Source organism: Nonomuraea maheshkhaliensis (assembly GCF_039529435.1).
GTDB classification, from domain to species: Bacteria; Actinomycetota; Actinomycetes; order Streptosporangiales; family Streptosporangiaceae; genus Nonomuraea; species Nonomuraea maheshkhaliensis.
Genome location: NZ_BAAAMU010000014.1, coordinates 43181 through 62826, shown reverse-complemented (window position 1 = coordinate 62826; position 19646 = coordinate 43181). Strand labels below are relative to the sequence as shown.

Here is a 19646-nt window from a genome sequence, read left to right as displayed (position 1 = left end):
AGGAGTACAACCATGCCTAACACCCCCCATATCTCCAGGCGCGAGCTTCTGCGCGGCGCCGCGCTCGTACCCGTGGCGGGGGCGCTGGCCGCGTGTGCCACGCCGGCGGCGCCTCCCGCGGCCTCCGGCTCGGCGGCTCCGGCGGCGACGAGCGCGGCCAACCCGTTCGGCGTCGCCGACGGCAAGCCGCTGGAGGTCTGGATCTTCGACGGCGGCTTCGGCCAGGACTACGCCAAGAACATCCACCAGCCGCTGTTCGCCTCGAAGTACCCCAAGGTCGAGATCAAGCACAACTCGACCAAGGAGATCACCAAGGTGCTGCAGCCGCGCTTCGCCGGCGGCAACCCGCCCGAGGTCATCGACAACTCGGGCGCCAACTTCATCGACTTCGGCGCGCTCTCCCAGGACTCGCAGCTGCAGGACCTCACCGCCCTGCTCGACGCGCCCTCGTGGGACGACCCGAACGTCAAGGTCAGGGACACCATCGACCCGTCCGTGATCGACATCGGCACCTACGACGGCAAGTTCAGCGTCCTCGGTTACGTCAACTACATCCACGGCATCTGGTACTCGCAGAAGGCGTTCAAGGACAACGGCTGGGAGATCCCGAAGACCTGGGACGAGTTCCTGGCGCTCTGCGAGACCATCAAGAAGTCCGGCAAGATGGCGCCGTTCACCTATGCGGGCAAGTTCCCGCAGTACCTCTACGAGCCGCTGCTCACCATGGCGGCCAAGGTCGGCGGCAACGAGGTGCTGGTCAACATCGACAACCTGGAGGACGGCGCCTGGACCTCCGAGGCGATGAAGACCGCGGCCACGGCGTGGGCGGAGGTGGGCGCCAAATACCTCATGCAGGGCACCACCGGCCTCGACCACGTGCAGACGCAGACCGCCCAGAACAAGTACAAGGTGGCCATGCTGCCCTCCGGCTCCTGGCTGGAGAACGAGCAGAAGACGACCACGCCTGAGGACTTCGCGTACGGGATGTTCCCCATCCCCGACGTGACCGGCTCCGACAAGATGCCCTACGGCACCCTGCACACCCAGCCCGGCGAGAACTTCATCGTCTCGGCCAGGAGCCCCCACCCGCAGGCCGGCATGGAGTACCTGCGCGCCATGCTGTCGAAGAAGGCGGCCGGCGACTTCAGCGCGCTCGTCCGGACGATGACCGTGGTCAAGGGCGCGACCGAGGGCCGCGACATCTCGCCCGGCGTCACCAGCGCCTCGGCCGCGGTCGCCGCCGCGGGCGCCAACACCGTCTACTACCGCTGGTTCAACTGGTACGGCCCGCTCAAGGACGAGGCCATCGCCGCCACCGGTGAGCTGATGTCCGGCGGCCTGACCCCGGACAAGTACCTGGAGCGCATCCAGAAGAAGGCCGACGAGATCAAGAACGACTCCTCGATCAAGAAATACAAGCGCTGATGTTGTTCAACAGGTATCGCCGCGGGCTGTTCATCACCTCGTTCCTGGCAGCCCCGGTGATCCTCTACCTGGTCTACGTGATCGCGCCGTACCTCCAGGCGTTCTACATCGCGCTGACCGACTGGCGCGGGGTCACGGCCACGCCGCGGTTCATCGGCCTGGAGAACTTCCAGCGGCTCTTCGGCGACAGCAAGTTCTGGCAGGCCGTCACGCACAACGGCGCCCTGCTGGTGCTGCTGCCGCTGATCACGATCGTCATCGCGCTGTTCTTCGCGTTCCTGCTGAACGTGGGCGGCCCCTCGGGCGTGAGCGGCATCCGCGGGGCGAAGTTCTACCGGGTGGTGTTCTTCTTCCCGCAGGTGCTGGCCGTGGCCGTGGTCGCGGTGCTGTTCCAGCAGGTGTTCCGGCCGGACGGCAGCGGCATGCTGAACGGCCCCCTGATGGCGCTCGGGATGGACCCCATCGGGTTCCTGTCCGATCGGGACGTGGCGTTCTGGTCGGTGCTGGCGGTCATGGTCTGGCAGGCGGTCGGCTTCTACGTCGTGCTGTTCTCGGCCGGTCTGGCCAGCATCCCGAAGGACATGTTCGAGGCCGCGCAGATCGACGGGGCCGGCCGGATGAGCCTGTTCTTCCGCATCACGCTGCCGCTGCTGTGGGACACCGTGCAGGTGGCCTGGGTCTACCTGGGCATCCTGGCCCTCGACGTGTTCGCGATCGTCTGGGTGATGACCCTGCAGCAGGGCGGCCCCGACAGCGCGACCACGGTCATGGCCGCCGAGATCTATCGCAGCGCCTTCGGCCACTTCCGCTTCGGCTACGCCTCGGCCTTGGGCGTGGTGATGTTCTTCTTCACCGTCGGCTTCGCGATCCTCTCGCTTCGCCTGTCCCGGCGCGAACGAATCGAGTACTGATGACAACGATGATCTCGTGGACGGTGGCGAACTCGCGCAAGCTCGCCCGTTCCGAGCGGCGGCGCCGGCTCGGCCCGCTGGGCGTCCTGACCCACCTGGCGCTGCTGGTCTGGACCCTGCTCGTGATGATCCCGATCCTGTGGACGTTCCTGGCCTCGGTCAAGAGCGAGGACGAGATCTTCAGCGACGCCTGGTCGCTGCCGTCCGCGCTGCGCTGGGACAACTTCGCCAGGGCCTGGGACCAGGTGCACATCGGCCAGTACATGCTCAACAGCGTCATCGTGGTGGCCTTCAGCACGTTCGGGACGATGCTCGTGGGGTCGATGGCGGCGTACGTGCTGGCCCGCTACCCCTTCAAGGGCAACCGGGCGATCTACTTCCTGTTCGTCTCCGGCCTGGCCTTCCCCGTCTACCTGGCTCTGACGCCGCTGTTCTTCGTCGTGCAGAACATGGGCAACCTGCCGGTGATCGGGCCGTTCATCGGCCTGAACACGCACGCGGGGCTGGTGCTGGTCTACATCGCGTACTCGATGCCCTTCACCGTCTTCTTCCTGTCGGCCTTCTTCCGCACGCTGCCCACGGCGGTGGGGGAGGCCGCCATGGTGGACGGCGCCTCGCACACGAGGGTCTTCTTCCAGATCATGCTGCCCATGGCCAGGCCGGGCATCATCAGCATCACGATCTTCAACATCCTGGGCCAGTGGAACCAGTACCAGCTTCCGCTGATCCTGCTCCAGGACCGGGAGAAGTGGGTGCTCACCATGGGCATCGCCGACATCTCCACCGCCGCCGGCTACGACCAGGACTGGTCGGCCATGTTCGCCGCCCTCACCCTGGCCATCCTGCCGATGCTGATCGTGTACACGGTGTTCCAGCGCCAGATCCAGTCCGGCCTGACGTCGGGTGCCCTGAAATAGCGCGCACGCCGGATATATCCGGCTTAGGGTGCGGGGTGTGACCGGCGACATTCAGGCCCTGCTGGCTCGGCACCTGCCGGGCTACCGGGTGCGTTCCGTCCGGCGGCTCGGCACCGGCCTCGACAACTACGTGTCCGAGGTCAACGACGAGCTGCTGGTACGGCGGAGCAGGGTGAGCGAACCGCGCAAGACCCGCCAGGAGGTCGCCCGCCTGGCGGCCGTCAGGGAGCTGTCCCCGCTGCCCGTCCCCGAGGTCGTCTTCGCCGACGACGAGTCCGGCGCGATCGCCTACCGCAAACTCGCCGGCACCCCGCTCAACCTCCTGGAGGGCTCCCCGAGCCTGCGGCCCAGGGAGCTGGCCAGGCCCCTGGGCGGCTTCCTCAGCGCGATCCACGGCGCCGAGCCCGCGCGGATGGAGGAGCTGGCGCCACGGGACGCCTATCCGATGCCGACGCTGCTCCAGGACGCCGAGCTCGACTACCGGGACGTGGAGCGGCACGTCCCGGTCGACCAGCGCCCGCTGGTCGAGCGCTTCCTGCGGCAGCACCCGCCGGCCGAGCCGGAGCTGACCCGCTTCTGCCACAACGACCTGGGCGCGGAGCACCTGCTGGTGGACGCGGACGGCGCCACGATCACGGGCGTCATCGACTGGACGGACGCCGCGATCACGGACCCCGCGCACGACTTCGCGCTGATCTACCGGGATCTGGGGCCGGAGATCTTCGAGCTGACGGTGTCGTGCTACGAGTTCGAGGTGACGGAGGAGGACCGGGCGCGGATCCTGTTCCACGCCAGGTGCGCGCTGATCGAGGACCTGGCGTACGGCCTGAGCATCGGCCCCCGCCACTACGCCGACGCCGCCCTGGCCCATCTGGAGAGAACGTTCGCATAGTGGTGATCACCGCCGGAAAAGCGCTCGCAGGACCGCGCCTTGATCTGCTTGGCTTTCCACCATGACTTCGTCGGCCTGGGTAGGTGAGCGCGTCCGGCTGCGCGCCAGGGAGCCGGAGGACTGGGAGGCCTTCCACGCCTTCGACGACGACTCCGACGCCGTGCGCAGCGGCTGGCGGCTCGTCCCGCCCACCTCCGTCGCACGGGCGAAGAAGGCGGCGATCGAGCACGCGGAGGAGGAACTCGACCTCGACGAGTTCACCTTGGCCATCGCCACCAAGGCGGACGACGTGCTGGTCGGATCGATCAACACCCACACGATCGACCGCGTCCACGGCACCTTCTCCTACGGCATCGCCGTCGGCACGCCGCACCAGCGCAAGGGCTACGCGAGCGAGGCCATCGTGCTGGCCCTGCGCTACATGTTCTTCGAGCGCCGCTTCCAGAAGGCGGAGGCCTGGGTCTACGGCTACAACGACGCCTCGCTCGCGCTCCACCACCGGCTGGGGTTCGTGGAGGAGGGCCGCCGGCGCAGGAGCCACTACGCCAACGGCCGCTATCACGACGAGGTGCTGTTCGGCATGACGGTCGAGGAGTACGCCGAGCGTTACGCCTGAGCGGGGACGCCGAGCGTAGACGCGTACCTGCGCCCATGACCTGACCCACTGATCGTCGCCCACGGCCACGGCGGCGACCGCAGCCGTGGCCGCCGGGCCGCTCATGGCACCCTGGGGCTACAACGGCGCGCTCGCCCTGGCCCGGTGACCTCAATCGGGATCCACCGGCGGGCGCACCGGATCTGACGTCAGAAGGCCGCCCAGCGCACCGGCAGCGGCCGGCCCGCAAGCACCCGGCCCGCAAGCACCCGGCCCGCAAGCACCCGGCCCGCAAGCACCCGGCCCGCCACGACCAAGGGATCGCACCATGACCGAGCAAACGATCACCATCGACGGGATCGACCTGTGTTACGAGGTGTTCGGCGTGCCGGCCGATGCCACCGTGTTGTTGATCGCCGGCGGGGCACAGTCGATGATCTGGTGGGAAGAGGAGTTCTGCACGAGGCTTGCCGAGGCGGGTCGCCAGGTCGTGCGTTATGACCACCGCGACACCGGCCGGTCGACCAGCTCACCGCCCGGACGACCGTCGTACACCGCCCACGATCTGACCACCGACCCACTGCGAATACTGGACGCCCTGGGGGTGGCCCGCACGCACGTGGTCGGGCTGTCGATGGGAGGCGGCATCGCCCAGCGTATCGCTCTCGAACACGCCGAACGGGTGAGCACCTTGTGCCTGGCCTCGACCAGCCCCGCCGTCCCCGCCGAGCACGATCGCAGGCTCCCACCGCCGAGACCGCAGGTGATGGCCACGTTCACCGACCCCGGACCCGAGCCCGACTGGACCGACCGGGACGCGGTGGTGGCCTATCGGGTCGAGGTGGAACGGCCGTACGCGGGAAGTCTCGGGTTCGACGAGCCGCACTGCCGGCAGCTCGCCGCTCTGGAGGTCGATCGAACCCGGGACATGGCCGCCTTGATGACCAACCATTTCATCCTGGACGACGACACCCCGACCGGCTCCCGGCTCGACCAGATCACCGCCCCCACCCTGGTCCTGCACGGCACCACCGACCCGATGTTCCCTCTTGAGCATGGCCAGGCCCTCGCCGCCGAGATCCCTGGCGCGCAGTTGGTCCCCCTCCCCGGTGCCGGGCATCAACAACCGCCACGAGAACTCTGGGACCTGGCCATCGCGGCGATCGTCGAGCACACCGAAAAGACTGAAGCCCGATAGCAGGCGGAAACGCGACTCAGCGCGACCGCCGGCCGGGGTTCGTGGAGGAGGGCCGCCGGCGCAGGAGCCACTACGCCAACGGCCGCTATCACGACGAGGTGCTGTTCGGCATGACGGTCGAGGAGTACACCGAGCGTTACGCCTGAGCGGGGACGCCGAGCCTTACGCCTGAGCGTCCAGCTCGGCCCTGATCCGCCGGGTGGCGGTCACCACGTTGGTCAGCGCCGCCTCGACCTGCTCGTACGTACGCGTCTTCAGCCCGCAGTCCGGGTTGGCCCAGACCCGCTCCGCCGGCAGCGCCGCCACGGTTCTGCTCAGCAGTTCCTCGATCTCCTCGACGCCGGGCACCCGGGGCGAGTGGATGTCGTAGACCCCCGGGCCGAGCCCGCGCCCGAACGCCGCCACCGTCCCCAGGATCCGCGCCCCCGACCTGGCCGACTCGATCGTCGTGACGTCGGCGTCCAGGCCGTCGATGGCGGCCAGGATCTGGTCGGCGTCCGAATAGCACAGGTGCGTGTGGATCTGCGTGCGGTCGCTGGCCCCCGACGTGGCCCGCCGGTAGGCAGCCACCGCCCACTCCAGGTAGTCGTCCTGCGCCGCCCGCCGCAGCGGCAGCAACTCGCGCAGCGCCGGCTCGTCCACCTGGACGATCGACAGCCCGGCCGCCTCCAGGTCGCGGACCTCCTCCCTGACGGCGTCGGCCACCTGGAACACCACGTCGCGCAGCGGCAGGTCGTCCCGGACGAAGGACCAGGCCACGATCGTGACCGGGCCGGTGAGCATGCCCTTGACCGGCCGGTCCGTGAGCGACTGGGCGTAGGTGGACCAGCGCACGGTGATCGGCCCGGGACGGCTCACGTCGCCGTACAGGATCGGCGGGCGGGTGCAGCGCGACCCGTACGACTGCACCCAGCCGTTCCTGGTGACCGCGAACCCGTCGAGGTGCTCGGCGAAGTACTGCACCATGTCGTTGCGCTCGGGCTCCCCGTGCACGAGGACGTCGAGGCCGAGCCGCTCCTGGAGCCGGATCGCGTGCTCGATCTCCGCCTCGACCCGACGCTCGTACTCCTCCTGGTTCAGCGTCCCCGCCGTCAGGGCCGCGCGGGCCGCGCGCAGCTCGCCGGTCTGCGGGAACGAGCCGATCGTGGTGATCGGCAGGGCGGGCAGCCGCAGGTGCGCCTTTTGAGCGGCGGCGCGGCCGGCGTACGGGCCGCGCCCCTCGGCCACCACCGGCGCCGGCAGCGCCACGGACAGCCCGTGCGGCCCGGCCGGCAGGGAGCCGCGGAAGTCGGCCCGCGCCAGCGCCACGACCTCGGCCACCTTCTCCTCCGCGAACGCCAGCCGCTCCTTCAGCTCAGGCGCCAGGTCCGGCTCGTCCGAGACGGAGTAGGGCACGTGCTGGAGCGAGCACGAGGTGGACACCACGACCTGCGCGGCGCGTACGGCGCCCAGGGCGGCCAGCGCGCGCTCCGGCGAGGTGCGCCACACGTCCCGCCCGGACACCACGCCCGCGACCACGGTCTTGCCGCGCAGATCGACACCGGGCATCCGGCCCCTGACCAGGTCGATCCCGATGGCCTCGACCGGTGTGGCGGCCAGCTCGGGCAGGGACTCGCCGAGGTCGCCGAAGTACGACGCCACGAACAGCGCGGGCCGCGTGCCGAGGGCACCCAGTCGTTCGTAGGCGGTCCTGACGGCGGCCAGCTCCTCCGGCGTCCTGTCGCCCACCAGCGCGGGCTCGTCGAACTGCGCCCACGCGACCCCTTCCGCCGCCAGTGCGGCCAGCAACTCCTCGTAGCAGGCCAGCACCTCGTCCAGCCGGTCCAGGGCCGAGCCGAGCAGCAGGAACGTCACCGGCCCCACCACCACGGGCCGCGTCTCGTACCCCAGCTCGCGAGCCTGCCGCACCTCGGCCAGCGGCTTGGCGGCGTCCAGCTTGAACACGGTCTCCGGCCCGATCTCGGGCACGATGTAGTGGTAGTTCGTGTCGAACCACTTCGTCATCCGCAGCGGCGCCAGCCCGTCGGTGCCCCTGGCCATCGCGAAGTAGGGGTCGGCCGCGTCGCGGTAGCGGGCCGGCACCGCGCCGAGCAGCACCGCCGTGTCCAGCATCTGGTCGTACAGCGAGAACGTGTTCGACGGCAGGCCGTCGAGGCCGAGCTCGGCCAGCCGGTGCCAGGTGCGCTCCCTGATCTCGGCGCCCACGCGGTCGAGCTCCGCCCGGGTCGCCCGCCCGTCCCAGTACGACTCCAGCGCCCGCTTCAGCTCGCGCCGCGGTCCGATCCGCGGATATCCGAGCACGGTGGACGCGGGAAATGACCCAGGAGAAGACGGGAAAAATGCGGACATGTTCTGGTGCTCCTTCGAGATCGTTCAGGTCGGTGGAATGCTGCCGACTGCCGGAACGTCATGCACCATGGATCCGTGCTGCTTATGCTTCGGGAGATCCAGTGCTTCGCGCGGGTCGCGGAACGGCTCAGCTTCTCGGCCGCCGCCGCCGACGTGGGGATGTCCCAGCCCGCCATGAGCCAGGCCATCACCCGGCTCGAACGTGCCACCGGGGTCAGGCTCTTCGAGCGGAGCGCCCGCGAGGTGCGGCTCACCGCCGCGGGCAAGGCGCTGCTGGCGTACGCGGAGCAGGTGATCGACTCGGTCCAGGCGTTCGGCGCGGAGGCCGCCCGGCTGGCGCGGCCTACCATTCATCTGGCTTATCCACCCCTCGTCGGGACGCTGGCCGCCCGGATCGTCAGGCGGCTGGCGACGCGCACCCCCGCGGTCGGGGTCGAGCTGCGCGCCGCCGGGCGCGACGAGGCCGCGCGGGCGCTGGCGGACGGCGAGGTCTCGGCGGCCATCCTGGCCACGCCGGCGCCCGCCCGGTTCGTCACGGCGGCCAGGTTCCACGTCACCGTCGACCATCTGGCCGTCCCCGCCGGGCACCGCCTGGAGTCCCTTCCGCGAGTGAGCCCGGCCGAGCTGGGCGGCCAGGTGTTGCTCACGCCGGGCAGCCGCCCGTGGCCGGGGCTGCCCGGCCGCTCCCGGCTGGTGGCCGACGACTTCGCCGCCGCCCTCGACCTGGTGGCCGCAGGGGCGGGCCTGCTGCCCATCCCGCAGCTCATGGTCAGGACGATCCGGCGGGACGACGTGCGCTTTGTGCCGCTGGAGGCGGGCGATCTGCGGATCACGTACGCGCTGGCGTGGTCGAAGGAACGGGTCACACCGGAGCTGATGGCCCTGGTCCAAGCCGTCCAGGACGCCCTGTGGACAAGGTGACTCCGACTACTTGACGCCGACGCGCAAGTACTTGCTATCTTGTGTCAAGTGACGACCACGGAAGACCACGTCGAGCTGGTGGCCGAGCTGGTGCGCCTGCTGGAGACGCGCATCCTCGACCCGCTGGAGATCCTGCTGACCTCCGACGAGCTGCTGAGCCCCGTCAGGGCGCGGCTGCGCGTGGAGGCCGAGGTGTGGGCCGCACAGTTGCTGGGCGCCGACAGGGAGCGGGCCACCGCGACCGCGGCCAGGCTCATCGGCGTGCTCTTCCCCGGCGACGGGCCCTTCGACCCGCCCGACTCGTGGTGGCGCAGCGCGCTGGGCCGGGCCGTGGCACGCACGGCCGGGCACCCCACGGCGGCGGCGGTGCCGTACGCCACGGCGGGCGCGATGCTCGGCATCACCCGCCAGGGCGTGCACGACCTGGTCAAGCGGGGCAAGCTCGACCGGCACCCCGACGGCGGCGTCACCACCTCCTCCATCCGAGACCGGCTCAACCGACCCCAGGAGAGCATCCCGTGGCACCGCAAGACCTGATCATCGATGACCGCCCCGTCAGCCTGGCCGTCCGCGACCACGGCGGAGACGGGCCTCCCGTGCTGCTGCTGCACGGTCTCGGCGGCACCCTGCTGCACTGGGACGCCCTCGCGCCCCTGCTGACGGGCACCCGCCGCGTCGTCGCGATGGACCTGCGCGGCCACGGCCGCTCGGGCGACGGCGCGTGGGACTGGGAGGCCGTCCTCGACGACGTGCAGGCCGTCGTCGACCACCTCGGCCTGGACGCGCCCCTGGTGGCCGGACACTCGCTCGGCGGCATGATCGCCATCCGCTGGGGCCTGCGCCACCCGGACGGCCCGGGGATCGTCAACCTCGACGGCCTGCGCTCGGCCGAGACCGAGCCGCGCCACTACGCCGGCCTCGCGGCGGAGGAGGTGGCCGCGCTGCTGGCGGAGCTGAAGGCCGTCTTCGACGCCCAGGCCGCGGCGATGGCCCAGCCGCTGCCCGAGGCGCACGTCGCGATGTTCCCCGAGCGGGCGCTGCGCCACACGGCCGACGGCGTCCACGCGCGCCCCGACGCCGAGCTGGCCGTGCGGGTCAGATACGACCCGCACTTCCAGGACAGCGTCCCCGCGGTTGCGGACTTGCGCTGCCCGGCCCTGTTCGTGCTGGCCACCAGGAACCTGCCGGGGCTGCCCGGCCGGACCGGCGACCTCATGCCGGCACTGCGCGCGGGCATCCGCCGCGACCTGACGGTGCTCACCGCCGACCGCCCGCACCTGCGCGTGCTCGAACTGGACGCCAGCCACAACATGCTCGATGAGCAGCCCGAGCGCATCGCCGAAGCCGTCCTGTCACTGCGCGCGCAGCCTGCGGGGGCCTGAACGCCGGGCCTGAACACGGGGCCCGAACACGGGGGCTGATCATTGGGCCCGAGCACGGGGGCTGATCATTGGGCCCGAACATTGGGCCTGACCACCGGAGGGCCGATCAGTGGGACCTGATCTAGTGGGCCGGCAGGTTCTTGAGCGCCTCGCGGCGGCTGAGCCCCGAGATGCCCTTGGCCTTCACGTAGCGGATCACCTCGCCGGGATTGGTCTTGGCGAACTCGCGTAAGGCCCAGCCGATCGCCTTGCGGGCGAAGAAGTCGTTGTCCGACAGACTCGGCTCGATGCACGCGTACAACAGAGCCGTGTCCGTACGCGACTTGAACCGGTTCTGGCACAGGATGGCCGTGCGCCGCTTCCACAGGTCGTCGTCGTGCGCCCACTCCAGCATGAGCGGCCGCATCGAGTCGGGATAGGCGGCCAGCAGCCCGCCGACGCGGTGGGTGGCCAGCTCGTCGACCAGGTCCCACCAGGCGCCGGTGACGATCATCTCCTCGTACATCGGCACGGTGTAGAGGGTCTGGAACTCCCGGTAGAGGTGATAGCCGGACAGCTCGACGGCGGCGTAGCGCTCCTCGCGGTATTCGGCCTCGCGCCACAGCGACAGCACGGCGCGCCGCCACTCGGGAGCGCTGCCCAGCCGGTGCTCGGCGAACACCTTCCGCAGCACCGCCCGCCGGGGGACCGCCTTGACGCCGAGGAAGGGCATGCTGGACTTCATGTAGGCGCGCATGGTCTCGGCCTTGGCGGGCTCGGCCGCCTCCTGCAGTGCCAGGCGCACCTCCTTGCCGAGGCTCATCCCTTTTGGGTGGTGCGCTCGCCGGTGGCGAGCCCGTCGAAGAGCACGGTGATGTAGTGCTCCGCCAGGCCGGCCGTGTTGAGCCTGCCGCCGGGGCGGAACCAGCGCACCGCCACCCAGATCGTGTCCCTGATCATCCGGTAGGTCAGCTTGGGGTCGACGTCGGCCCGGAACAGCCCGGCCGCCTGCCCCGCCTTGATCTGCGAGACCCAGATCTGCTCGACCTCGTCCTCGGCCTTGACCAGGTAGTTGAAGCGCTCGAACTGGCGCAGGTAGTTCCAGTCGTTCTGCATCACCGTGATGGCGGCGCGGTGGGGCTCCAGCGTGCCGAAGCCGATGCGCACCATCTCCGACAGCACGGTGCGCGGGTCGGCCTTGGTGTCGAGGGCCGCGCGGTAGCGGGCGATGAGGTCGTCGAGGAAGGTGGACAGCACCTCGTCGACGATCGTCTCCTTGGAGTCGAAGTGGTGGTAGAGACTTCCGGAGAGGATGCCCGCCTCGTCGGCGATCTCGCGTACGGTCGTGGCCTGGAAGCCCTTGCGCGCGAAGAGCTCCGCAGCGAGCTTGACGAGGTGGTCGCGACGCTCGGACGCCGACCCCGATGAGGTCGCGCGCTGGCGCTTGGCCGGGGCGGCGGTGGTGCCGGAGTTCTTTCGCGTGGTCACGACACCATTATGAGCCATCGGACAATCGCTTGTTCACCTTACCGGCCCAGCTCATACGGCATTCCCGCACATACCAAGCGCTTGCTACGATATCGGGATGAGTGAGGCGTACATCGTCGGCGCCGTCCGCACCCCCGTCGGGCGCAGGAGCGGCGGGCTGTCCGGAGCCCACCCCGCCGACCTCGGCGCGCACGTCCTCAGAGAGCTGATGTACCGCGCCGACGCCGACCCGTCCGCCGTCGAGGACGTGATCTTCGGCTGCGTGGACACCATCGGTCCCCAGGCCGGCGACGTCGCCCGCACCTGCTGGCTCGCGGCGGGACTGCCGGAGGAGGTGCCGGGCGTCACGATCGACCGCCAGTGCGGCTCCTCCCAGCAGGCGCTGCACTTCGCCGCCCAGGGCGTGCTGTCCGGCACGAACGACCTGGTGGTGGCCGGGGGTGTGCAGAACATGAGCATGATCCCCATCTCCTCCGCGATGCTCGCGGGCCGGCCGCTCGGGCACGAGACGCCGTTCTCCGGCTCCAAGGGCTGGGCGCAGCGGTACGGCACCCAGGAGGTCTCCCAGTTCGCCGGCGCCGAGCTGATCGCCGAGCGCTGGGGCGTCTCGCGCGAGGAGATGGAACGGTACGCGTACGAGTCGCACCGCCGGGCCCTGCACGCCATCGACGCCGGGCACTTCGGGCGCGAGATCGCCCCCTTCGAAGGCGTCGCCGTGGACGAGGGCCCGCGCAGGGACACCACCCGCGAGCGGATGGCCGCGCTCAGGCCGCTGACGGACGGCGGCCGCCTGACCGCGGCCCTGGCCTCCCAGATCTCCGACGGCGCCGCCGCCCTGCTCGTCGCCTCGCCGCGCGCGGTGCGCGAGCACGGCCTGACGCCGCGCGCCCGCGTGCACCACCTGTCGGCGCGCGGCGACGACCCGATCATGATGCTCTCCGCCCCCATCCCCGCCACCGTGCACGCGCTCGGGGTGACCGGCCTGTCCATCGGGGACTTCGACGCGATCGAGATCAACGAGGCGTTCGCCTCCGTCGTGCTGGCCTGGATGCGGGAGACCGGCGCCGACCCCGCCAAGGTCAACCCGAACGGCGGCGCCATCGCCCTCGGCCATCCGCTCGGCGCGACCGGCGCCGTGCTGGCGGTCAAGCTGCTGCACGAGCTGGAGCGGACCGGCGGCAGGTACGGCCTGCTCACCATGTGCGAGGGCGGCGGCCAGGCGAACGTCACGATCATCGAACGACTGGCCACGCCCGGCCCGGAATCCCCCTGACGGGGCGGCCTGGGAGCCAGGGGCAGGAGCCGGGCGGATCGTGAGCCGGGCTCGCTATGAGTCGGGTCTGTCATGATAGGAAACGGGCTGACGTCAGAAAATGCCTCTAGCAAATAGGAAACTTTCCTATTAGATTGCAGACCATGCCCCTGAGCGGTGACCTGCTTCGCCTCGCCGACGCCGTCCTCTTCCCCGGTTTCACCGGACACGACCCTCCCGACTGGATCCGCCGCCGGCTCGGCGCGGGGCTGGCCGGCGTGGTGCTGTTCTCGCGCAACATCGCCGGCCCCGCCCAGGTGGCCCGGCTCACGGCCGCCCTGCGCGCGGAGAACCCCGAGGTGCTCGTCGGCACCGACGAGGAGTCCGGCGAGGTCACCAGGCTGGAGGCGGACACCGGCAGCAGCCGCCCCGGCGGTTACGCGCTCGGCGTCGTGGACGACATCGAGCTCACCGAGTCGCTGGCCGCCGGCCTCGGAGCGGACCTGGCCGGAGCGGGCATCTCCCTCGACTTCGCCCCCTCCGCCGACGTCAACTCCAACCCGGACAACCCGGTCATCGGGCTGCGGGCCTTCGGCGCGGACCCGGCGCTGGTCGCCCGGCACACCAGGGCGTTCGTCCGCGGCCTGCAGTCGGCCGGGGTGCCCGCCTGCGCCAAGCACTTCCCCGGGCACGGGGACACCTCCGTGGACTCGCACCACGGGATGCCGGTCGTCGCCGGGAGCGGGATCGAGGACGCGCTGTTCCCTTTTCGCGAGGCCATCGCCGAAGGGGTCAAGGCGGTCATGACCGGCCACCTCCTCGTGCCGTCGTACGACGCCGAACTGCCCGCCACGCTCAGCCCCAAGGTGCTCACCGGGCTGCTGCGGGAGGAGCTCGGCTTCGACGGAATGATCATCACTGACGGCATCGAGATGGCCGCCGTGGCGGGCGCGTACGGGATCGGCGGCGCCTCCGCCCGAGCCCTGGCCGCCGGGGCGAACGCCATCTGCGTCGGCGGCGAGCACGCCGACGAGGCCACCGCGGCCGGGATCCGCGACGCGATCGCGGCGGCGGTGACCAGCGGGCTGCTGCCCGAGGAGCGACTGGCGGACGCCGCTCGCAGGGTCCGCGAGCTGGCCACGTGGGCCGCCTCCTCGGGCAGTCCGGCCCCCGCGAACGGCCACGTGGGCCTGACCGCGGCCCGCCGGGCGATCCGCGTCACCCGCCGCTCCACCGCGGCCGTGCTCCCGCTCGGCCCCGAGCCCTGCGTGGTGGAGCTGGCGCCGGAGATGAACCTGGCCATCGACAGGAAGACCCCCTGGGGCGTCGGCGAGCCCCTGAGCCGCCTGCGCCCCGGCACCTCCACCGTCCGCCTGACGGCGGGCCAGACCACCGGCCCCGAGCTGGAGCGGATGATCGGCCGGGCCGCCGGCCGTCCGCTGGTCGTGGTGGTCAGGGACGTGCACCGCCACCGCTGGCAGTCGGAGGCCCTGAGCCACCTGCTCAGCGCCCGCCCCGACGCCGTGGTCGTGGAGATGGGCCTGCCCGCCAGGTCCGACCTGGGGGCCGTGCACATCGCCACGTACGGCTCCGCGCGGGTCTGCGGCCAGGCCGCGGCGGAGATGCTGACCGGTAGTCTCTGAGATCGTGAACTTCGACGGCGAGGACCTCTCACACAAGGCGCTGGGCGACCGGCTTCCCCAGGGGGAGACCCACGTCTTCCGCGAGTGCGACCTGACGGAGACCGACCTGTGGGGCGCCTCGCTGGCCGGGGCGCGGTTCGAGTCGTGCGTGCTGGAGCAGACCGACTTCCGCAAGGCCGACCTCGACGGGGCGGTCTTCAAGGGCGGGGGCGGGATGGGGATCAGGTTCAGCGACGCCGACCTCATCGACGCGAGCTTCACCGACGTGGACCTGTCGTCGGCCCGGTTCGGCGGCGCGCTGCTGACCGACGTCTCCTTCACCGGCTGCCGCATGATCGGCGCCTCGCTCACCGGGTCCAGGGGCACCGGGTTCAAGGTCGCGCGCTCCAACCTGACTTTGGCCAACCTCGGCGGCTGCTCGCTGCGCGGCGAGGTGATCGAGGGCGTGCGCTTCGACGACGCCGACCTGTCCGGCTGCGACTTCACCCAGGCCACGCTGAGCGACTGCCGGCTCATCGGCGCGCGGCTGCTGCTGACCAAGTTCCAGCAGGCCGACCTGCGCGGGGCCGACCTGGGGCAGCCGGACGACGACAGGCTGCGCGCGTTCGCGGGGGCCGTGATCAACCAGACGCAGGCCAACGCCATCCTCGCCGCCCGCGGCATCACCGTCCTGTAGCCGTCCCGCCGCCCGCCTCGTCGAACGCGGCATCACCGTCCTGTGGCAGCCTCATCTCTGACGGAAGCGCTCGCGGGCAGGCGGGCCAGCGTCGCCTCCGCCTCCGCCATGACACGCTCGACCAGCTCACGGCAGGACGGCAGGTCGTCGATCACCGTGACCACCTGCCCCGAGGCCATCACCCCCAGATCCACCCTGCCCTCCACCATGGCCGCCCGCAGCAGCACCGGCGTGTTCGCCGCCTGCAGCACCTGCGCCCACGTCAGCTCGCGGCCCCGCCGCATGCGCCGCCCCTCGCGCAGCATCGATCGCCAGGACAGCCCCGACAGCCGCTTGAACCTGGCCCCGTTCACCACCGCCCTGACCAGGCGGGAACGTTCGAGCGAGGCCACGAACGGCGTGCTCAGCACCCGGTGCGGCACCCCGTCCACGTCGCGGGTCACCACGGTCTCGCGCGCCGCCAGGTAGAACCGCTTCACCTCGTCGGGCACCGGCGAGTCGGCGGTCAGCAGGAATCTGGTGCCCATGGCGATCCCGCAGGCCCCGTACGCCAGCGCCGCCACCAGCCCGCGCCCGTCGAAGAAGCCGCCCGCCGCGATCACCGGGATGTCCACCGCGTCCACGACCTGCGGCAGCAGCAGGGTGGTCGCCACCGGCCCCGTGTGCCCGCCGCCCTCGCCGCCCTGCACGATCACCGCGTCGGCGCCCCACGCCGCCACCTTCTCCGCGTGCCGGCGCGCCCCCACCGACGGGATCGTCACCACGCCGGCGTCCTTGAGCCGGGCGATCAGCTCGCGGCGCGGCGCCAGCGCGAACGACGCCACCCGCACGCCCTCCCTGATCAGCACCTCGATCCTGGCCGCCGCGTCGTCGGCGTCGGCCCGCAGGTTCACCCCGAACGGGGCGTCCGTCCGCTCCTTGACCCTCCTGATCGCCGCGGTCATCTCGGACACCGACATGGTGGCCGAGCCGATCACGCCCAGGCCGCCCGCCGCCGACGTGGCCGCGGCCAGCCGGGCCCCGGCGACGTACCCCATGCCGGTCTGCACGATCGGATGCCGGCAGCCGACCAGCGACGTCAGCGCGGTCCTCACGCCGGCACCTCCCGGTCGCGCAGGCGGCCGGGGTCGAGGCGGTCGAGCACGCGCAGCTCCTCCTCGGTCGGCTCCCGCGTACGGGGGACGTCGTCGCCGGCGCCGGCCAGCTCGAACCCGGTCGCGGCGACCACGTCGGCCACGCTCACCCCGGGATGCGTCGACACCAGCCGCATCGCCCCGCCGGGGCCGCCGAAGTCGAGCACGGCCAAATTCGTCACCACCCGGCGCAGCTCGAACGCGCCCCTGTCGGTGCCGAGCCCGCTGACCATGTCCACTTCGGGCACGAACACCCTGGTCGAGTGCCTCGGGATCCAATAGCTCGTCGGGTCGCAGCGGGTGTTCCCCGGGGCGCCGCGCACGCCGAGCAACTGCGCCTTGGGCCTGGCCCAGTCGCCGACGCAGGAGATGTTCGTGTTGCCGTGCCGGTCGATCTGGCTGGCTCCGAGCATGACGTGCCGCCGCCCGTTCAGCACCAGCCACAGGTGCTCGCGGAAGGGCAGCCACCCCTCCACCACCTGCGGCGCCTCCCCGAGCGCGGGCACGTCGCCGGTGAGCAGGCAGACGCCGTCGTGGGTGAGCAGGTCGGGTTCGAACGTGAGCCGGGCCAGCCGCGCGGCCAGCACCGTGACCGCCCCGCCGATCCCGGCCGCGAGGATCTCCCCGTCGCCCCTGAACGCCTCCGCGCAGGCCACCACGCACACGTCAGCCCTGCTCACGGAAGTCCTCCCACGGCGTCTCCACGTACCGCCGCTGCTCGGCCTCGTCGCGGCCGTAGTCGGGCTCGCACGAGGTGAACCCGGCGCCGCCCGGCGCCTCCACCACGCCCGCCACCATCGAGCGGCTGATCAGCAGCGACTGCACCGGCCCCTCCTTCAGCAGGTCCGCCGGGTCCACCAGCCGCTCGCACGAGACGTAGCAGCGCCCGGCGGCCTTGGCGTAGAGGTCGTCGAAGTACGGGTCGGGGCCCAGGTATTGGGCGTTGCCCCGCGCGTCGGCCCGGTTCACGTGCACGAGCGCCACGTCGGGCCTCAGCGCCGGCACCGCCACCAGCTCCTCCCCGTCCGCGTACGGCGAGCGCACGGTCCGCAGCTCCGGGTTGACCCGCATCACGTCCGAGCCCAACCCGGCCCGCGTCGGCAGGAACGGCAGCCGGTGCGCCCCGGCCAGCAGGCCGAACATGAACATGCCCTCGTCGTACTCGGTGAACTCGATCGCCCCCGTCTGGCGGGCTCTTCTGAAGTGCGGTTCGAGGGGGATGGAGTCGAGGGTCACGAACGGGGCCACGACCCTGCGCACCTTTCCCGCCGCGCAGAGCATGCCGACGTCGGGGCCGCCGTACGAGATGAGGGTGAGGTCGCGGACGGGGGAGCGGAGCAGGGCCTGGACGAGGGCCATGGGCTTGCGGCGCGAGCCCCAGCCGCCGATCCCGACCGCCATGCCGCTCTCCACGGACGCGGCCACCTGCTCGGCCGTCATCACCTTGCTCCCCGGGCGTGCTCCCAGACCGCCCGCCGGGTCGTTGGCCGATGCGCTCACTCGAACCGCTCCCTGTGCCGTTCGCCGATGCCCAGGAGGTTCAGCTCGAAGGTGAAGCCCTGCTCGAAGCGGTAGCTGCGGTTGACGTCCATCGGGTCGATGCCGTTGAGCGACTCCTTCGCGCGGCGGATCACGTACGGATCCTTGGCCGCGATCTGCCCCGCCACCTCCATCGCCGCCTCGCGCAGCTTGTCGCGCGGCACCACCTCCAGGACGGACCCGAAGGCGTGCAGCTCGGCGGCGGTGACGTTTCTGCACGTGTAGACCATGGCTCGGACGAGATGCTGCGGCACCAGCCTGGACAGGTGCGTGGCGGCGCCCAGCGCGCCCCTGTCCACCTCGGGCAGGCCGAAGTAGGCGTCCTCGCCGGCCACCACCACGTCCGCGTTCCCGGCCAGCCCGACGCCGCCGCCCAGGCAGTGCCCGTGCACGGCCGCGATCACCGGCACCGCGCACTCGTACACGGCGGCGAACGCCTCGTAGCAGGCCCGGTTGGCGCCGACCAGCGCCGCGTGCCCCTCGCTGTCGCGCATCTCCTTGATGTCCACTCCGGCGTTGAACCCGCGTCCCTCGGCTCGCAGCACGACCACCCGGGTCGCGGGGTCCTCGCCGGCCGCCCGCACGAGGCGGGCCAGCTTCTCCCAGTCCCGCACGGCCAGCGCGTTCACCGGTGGCAGGTCAACGACCACCTCGGCGACCGCTCCGCCCAGCAACGTGATGCCCATCTCCCCCCTTACCTAACGCTTGCTTGGTACGGTAGCACTCGTGACCGTGACTTACGACTACGCGGGCAAGCGCGTCCTGGTGACCGGTGGCACCAAGGGAATAGGCGCCGGCATCGCCGCCGCCTTCGCCTCGGCCGGCGCCGAGGTCACCGTCTGCGCCAGGACCCCACCCACCGGCCGCGACCATCAATCCTGCGCTACCGGTGCGGCCGGGCGGGGCGCCGACGCGGCCGGCGAGGACCGTGTGGGCGGGCTGGACGTCGTCGCGGCCGGGGGGTTCCGTTTCGTCCAGGCCGATGTGCGCGATCCTTCGGACGTCGAGCGGCTGATCTCGGGGTTCGACCGGCTCGACGTCGTGGTCAACAACGCGGGCGGCTCGCCCCCGGCGCCCCTGGAGGGCACGTCGCCGCGCCTGCACGCCCGCGTCATCGAGCTCAACCTGACGGCCCCGCTGCTGGTCTCGCAGTGCGCGTACCCGCTGCTCGCCGAGGCGGGCGGGGCCGTGGTGATGATCGGCAGCGCCAGCGGCGCCCGCCCCTCACCCGGCACCTCCGCGTACGGCGCCGCCAAGGCCGGCCTGCACCACCTGGCCCGCTGCCTGGCCGCCGAGTGGGCCCCCCGGGTACGGGTCAACACGGTCGTCGTGGGCCTGGCCAACAC

At 71.3% G+C, this 19646-nt stretch carries 20 protein-coding genes; 13 read left to right on the top strand and 7 right to left on the bottom strand.

Going from position 1 to position 19646, the window contains the following annotated elements; all coding sequences use genetic code 11:
• The first annotated feature begins 12 nt into the window (after positions 1–12).
• The 6 genes from ngcE (at position 13) to ABFX54_RS12240 (ending at position 5938) form a co-directional block, all read left to right on the top strand.
• Positions 13–1425, top strand: coding sequence for an N-acetylglucosamine/diacetylchitobiose ABC transporter substrate-binding protein (gene ngcE, locus ABFX54_RS12265; protein ID WP_346104247.1), 1413 nt, complete (start codon positions 13–15; stop codon positions 1423–1425).
• The gene (locus tag ABFX54_RS12260) at positions 1425–2336 is read left to right on the top strand and encodes a carbohydrate ABC transporter permease (RefSeq protein ID WP_346104245.1); all 912 of its coding nucleotides are present in this window, start codon (positions 1425–1427) and stop codon (positions 2334–2336) included. The genes ngcE and ABFX54_RS12260 overlap by 1 nt, the downstream gene beginning before the upstream one ends.
• The gene (locus tag ABFX54_RS12255; RefSeq protein WP_346104243.1) at positions 2336–3253 is read left to right on the top strand and encodes a carbohydrate ABC transporter permease; all 918 of its coding nucleotides are present in this window, start codon (positions 2336–2338) and stop codon (positions 3251–3253) included. The genes ABFX54_RS12260 and ABFX54_RS12255 overlap by 1 nt, the downstream gene beginning before the upstream one ends.
• A gap of 37 nt (positions 3254–3290) precedes the next feature.
• A complete protein-coding gene (locus tag ABFX54_RS12250) occupies positions 3291–4145 on the top strand; it encodes a phosphotransferase family protein (RefSeq protein ID WP_346104241.1) in 855 nt (284 codons plus the stop codon).
• 61 nt (positions 4146–4206) lie between these two features.
• A complete protein-coding gene (locus tag ABFX54_RS12245) occupies positions 4207–4761 on the top strand; it encodes a GNAT family N-acetyltransferase (protein WP_346104239.1) in 555 nt (184 codons plus the stop codon).
• A 307-nt stretch (positions 4762–5068) separates the two neighbouring features.
• Positions 5069–5938 (top strand): alpha/beta fold hydrolase, encoded by an 870-nt coding sequence (locus ABFX54_RS12240; protein ID WP_346104237.1) that lies wholly within the window; start codon positions 5069–5071, stop codon positions 5936–5938.
• 162 nt (positions 5939–6100) lie between these two features.
• Here ABFX54_RS12240 and metE read toward each other — a convergent pair whose 3' ends face one another.
• Positions 6101–8287 carry a 5-methyltetrahydropteroyltriglutamate--homocysteine S-methyltransferase gene (gene metE, locus ABFX54_RS12235; RefSeq protein WP_346104235.1) on the bottom strand — a complete coding sequence of 729 codons (2187 nt, stop codon included), beginning with the start codon at positions 8285–8287 and terminating at the stop codon, positions 6101–6103.
• A gap of 84 nt (positions 8288–8371) precedes the next feature.
• Here metE and ABFX54_RS12230 point away from each other — a divergent pair, with 84 nt between their 5' ends.
• From ABFX54_RS12230 to ABFX54_RS12220, 3 genes are read left to right on the top strand one after another with little or no spacing between them, the layout of a single operon-like run.
• Positions 8372–9208 carry a LysR family transcriptional regulator gene (locus ABFX54_RS12230; RefSeq protein WP_346104369.1) on the top strand — a complete coding sequence of 279 codons (837 nt, stop codon included), beginning with the start codon at positions 8372–8374 and terminating at the stop codon, positions 9206–9208.
• Between the two features lie 48 nt (positions 9209–9256).
• Entirely contained in the window at positions 9257–9745 is a 489-nt protein-coding gene (locus tag ABFX54_RS12225; protein WP_346104233.1) for a hypothetical protein, read from the top strand.
• Positions 9727–10590 (top strand): alpha/beta fold hydrolase, encoded by an 864-nt coding sequence (locus ABFX54_RS12220; RefSeq protein ID WP_346104231.1) that lies wholly within the window; start codon positions 9727–9729, stop codon positions 10588–10590. Before ABFX54_RS12225 ends, ABFX54_RS12220 begins: the two co-directional genes overlap by 19 nt.
• Before the next feature lie 121 nt (positions 10591–10711).
• Here the strand turns inward: ABFX54_RS12220 and ABFX54_RS12215 are convergent, their stop codons facing one another.
• Entirely contained in the window at positions 10712–11392 is a 681-nt protein-coding gene (locus ABFX54_RS12215) for a DNA alkylation repair protein (RefSeq protein ID WP_346104229.1), read from the bottom strand.
• Positions 11389–12057, bottom strand: coding sequence for a TetR/AcrR family transcriptional regulator (locus ABFX54_RS12210; RefSeq protein WP_346104227.1), 669 nt, complete (start codon positions 12055–12057; stop codon positions 11389–11391). Before ABFX54_RS12210 ends, ABFX54_RS12215 begins: the two co-directional genes overlap by 4 nt.
• Before the next feature lie 97 nt (positions 12058–12154).
• Here ABFX54_RS12210 and ABFX54_RS12205 point away from each other — a divergent pair, with 97 nt between their 5' ends.
• From ABFX54_RS12205 to ABFX54_RS12195, 3 genes are all read left to right on the top strand, one after another.
• Positions 12155–13330 carry an acetyl-CoA C-acetyltransferase gene (locus ABFX54_RS12205; protein ID WP_346104225.1) on the top strand — a complete coding sequence of 392 codons (1176 nt, stop codon included), beginning with the start codon at positions 12155–12157 and terminating at the stop codon, positions 13328–13330.
• 143 nt (positions 13331–13473) lie between these two features.
• Complete coding sequence (locus ABFX54_RS12200) at positions 13474–14952, top strand: glycoside hydrolase family 3 protein (protein ID WP_346104223.1); 1479 nt, start codon at positions 13474–13476, stop codon at positions 14950–14952.
• Positions 14953–14956: 4 nt separating this feature from the next.
• Positions 14957–15628 carry a pentapeptide repeat-containing protein gene (locus ABFX54_RS12195; protein ID WP_346104221.1) on the top strand — a complete coding sequence of 224 codons (672 nt, stop codon included), beginning with the start codon at positions 14957–14959 and terminating at the stop codon, positions 15626–15628.
• 32 nt (positions 15629–15660) lie between these two features.
• Here ABFX54_RS12195 and ABFX54_RS12190 read toward each other — a convergent pair whose 3' ends face one another.
• The 4 genes from ABFX54_RS12190 to ABFX54_RS12175 are packed head-to-tail and all read right to left on the bottom strand — an operon-like array spanning position 15661 to position 18986.
• Positions 15661–16722, bottom strand: a complete 1062-nt coding sequence (locus ABFX54_RS12190; RefSeq protein WP_346104219.1) for an NAD(P)H-dependent flavin oxidoreductase — start codon at positions 16720–16722, stop codon at positions 15661–15663.
• Positions 16719–17441, bottom strand: a complete 723-nt coding sequence (locus ABFX54_RS12185) for a CoA-transferase subunit beta (protein ID WP_346104217.1) — start codon at positions 17439–17441, stop codon at positions 16719–16721. The genes ABFX54_RS12190 and ABFX54_RS12185 overlap by 4 nt, the downstream gene beginning before the upstream one ends.
• Positions 17428–18201: a CoA transferase subunit A gene (locus ABFX54_RS12180; protein WP_346104367.1), complete on the bottom strand. Its 774-nt coding sequence runs from the start codon at positions 18199–18201 to the stop codon at positions 17428–17430. The genes ABFX54_RS12185 and ABFX54_RS12180 overlap by 14 nt, the downstream gene beginning before the upstream one ends.
• Positions 18202–18257: 56 nt before the next feature.
• Positions 18258–18986 (bottom strand): enoyl-CoA hydratase family protein, encoded by a 729-nt coding sequence (locus ABFX54_RS12175; protein ID WP_346104215.1) that lies wholly within the window; start codon positions 18984–18986, stop codon positions 18258–18260.
• Positions 18987–19026: 40 nt separating this feature from the next.
• On the opposite strand from ABFX54_RS12175, the gene ABFX54_RS12170 reads away from it, so the two are divergent.
• Positions 19027–19646, top strand: a 620-nt coding sequence (locus tag ABFX54_RS12170) for an SDR family NAD(P)-dependent oxidoreductase (protein WP_346104213.1), incomplete at its 3' end; no start/stop codon positions are given.

Bases quoted from the DNA above. Each gene is read 5' to 3' on its own strand.
- metE (WP_346104235.1), bottom strand. From the start codon at position 8,287: ATGTCCGCATTTTTCCCGTCTTCTCCTGGGTCATTTCCCGCGTCCACC.
- ABFX54_RS12240 (WP_346104237.1), top strand. From the start codon at position 5,069: ATGACCGAGCAAACGATCACCATCGACGGGATCGACCTGTGTTACGAG.
- ABFX54_RS12200 (WP_346104223.1), top strand. From the start codon at position 13,474: ATGCCCCTGAGCGGTGACCTGCTTCGCCTCGCCGACGCCGTCCTCTTC.
- ABFX54_RS12245 (WP_346104239.1), top strand. From the start codon at position 4,207: ATGACTTCGTCGGCCTGGGTAGGTGAGCGCGTCCGGCTGCGCGCCAGG.
- ABFX54_RS12215 (WP_346104229.1), bottom strand. From the start codon at position 11,392: ATGAGCCTCGGCAAGGAGGTGCGCCTGGCACTGCAGGAGGCGGCCGAG.
- ngcE (WP_346104247.1), top strand. From the start codon at position 13: ATGCCTAACACCCCCCATATCTCCAGGCGCGAGCTTCTGCGCGGCGCC.
- ABFX54_RS12230 (WP_346104369.1), top strand. From the start codon at position 8,372: ATGCTTCGGGAGATCCAGTGCTTCGCGCGGGTCGCGGAACGGCTCAGC.
- ABFX54_RS12175 (WP_346104215.1), bottom strand. From the start codon at position 18,986: ATGGGCATCACGTTGCTGGGCGGAGCGGTCGCCGAGGTGGTCGTTGAC.
- ABFX54_RS12180 (WP_346104367.1), bottom strand. From the start codon at position 18,201: ATGACGGCCGAGCAGGTGGCCGCGTCCGTGGAGAGCGGCATGGCGGTC.
- ABFX54_RS12205 (WP_346104225.1), top strand. From the start codon at position 12,155: ATGAGTGAGGCGTACATCGTCGGCGCCGTCCGCACCCCCGTCGGGCGC.
- ABFX54_RS12260 (WP_346104245.1), top strand. From the start codon at position 1,425: ATGTTGTTCAACAGGTATCGCCGCGGGCTGTTCATCACCTCGTTCCTG.
- ABFX54_RS12255 (WP_346104243.1), top strand. From the start codon at position 2,336: ATGACAACGATGATCTCGTGGACGGTGGCGAACTCGCGCAAGCTCGCC.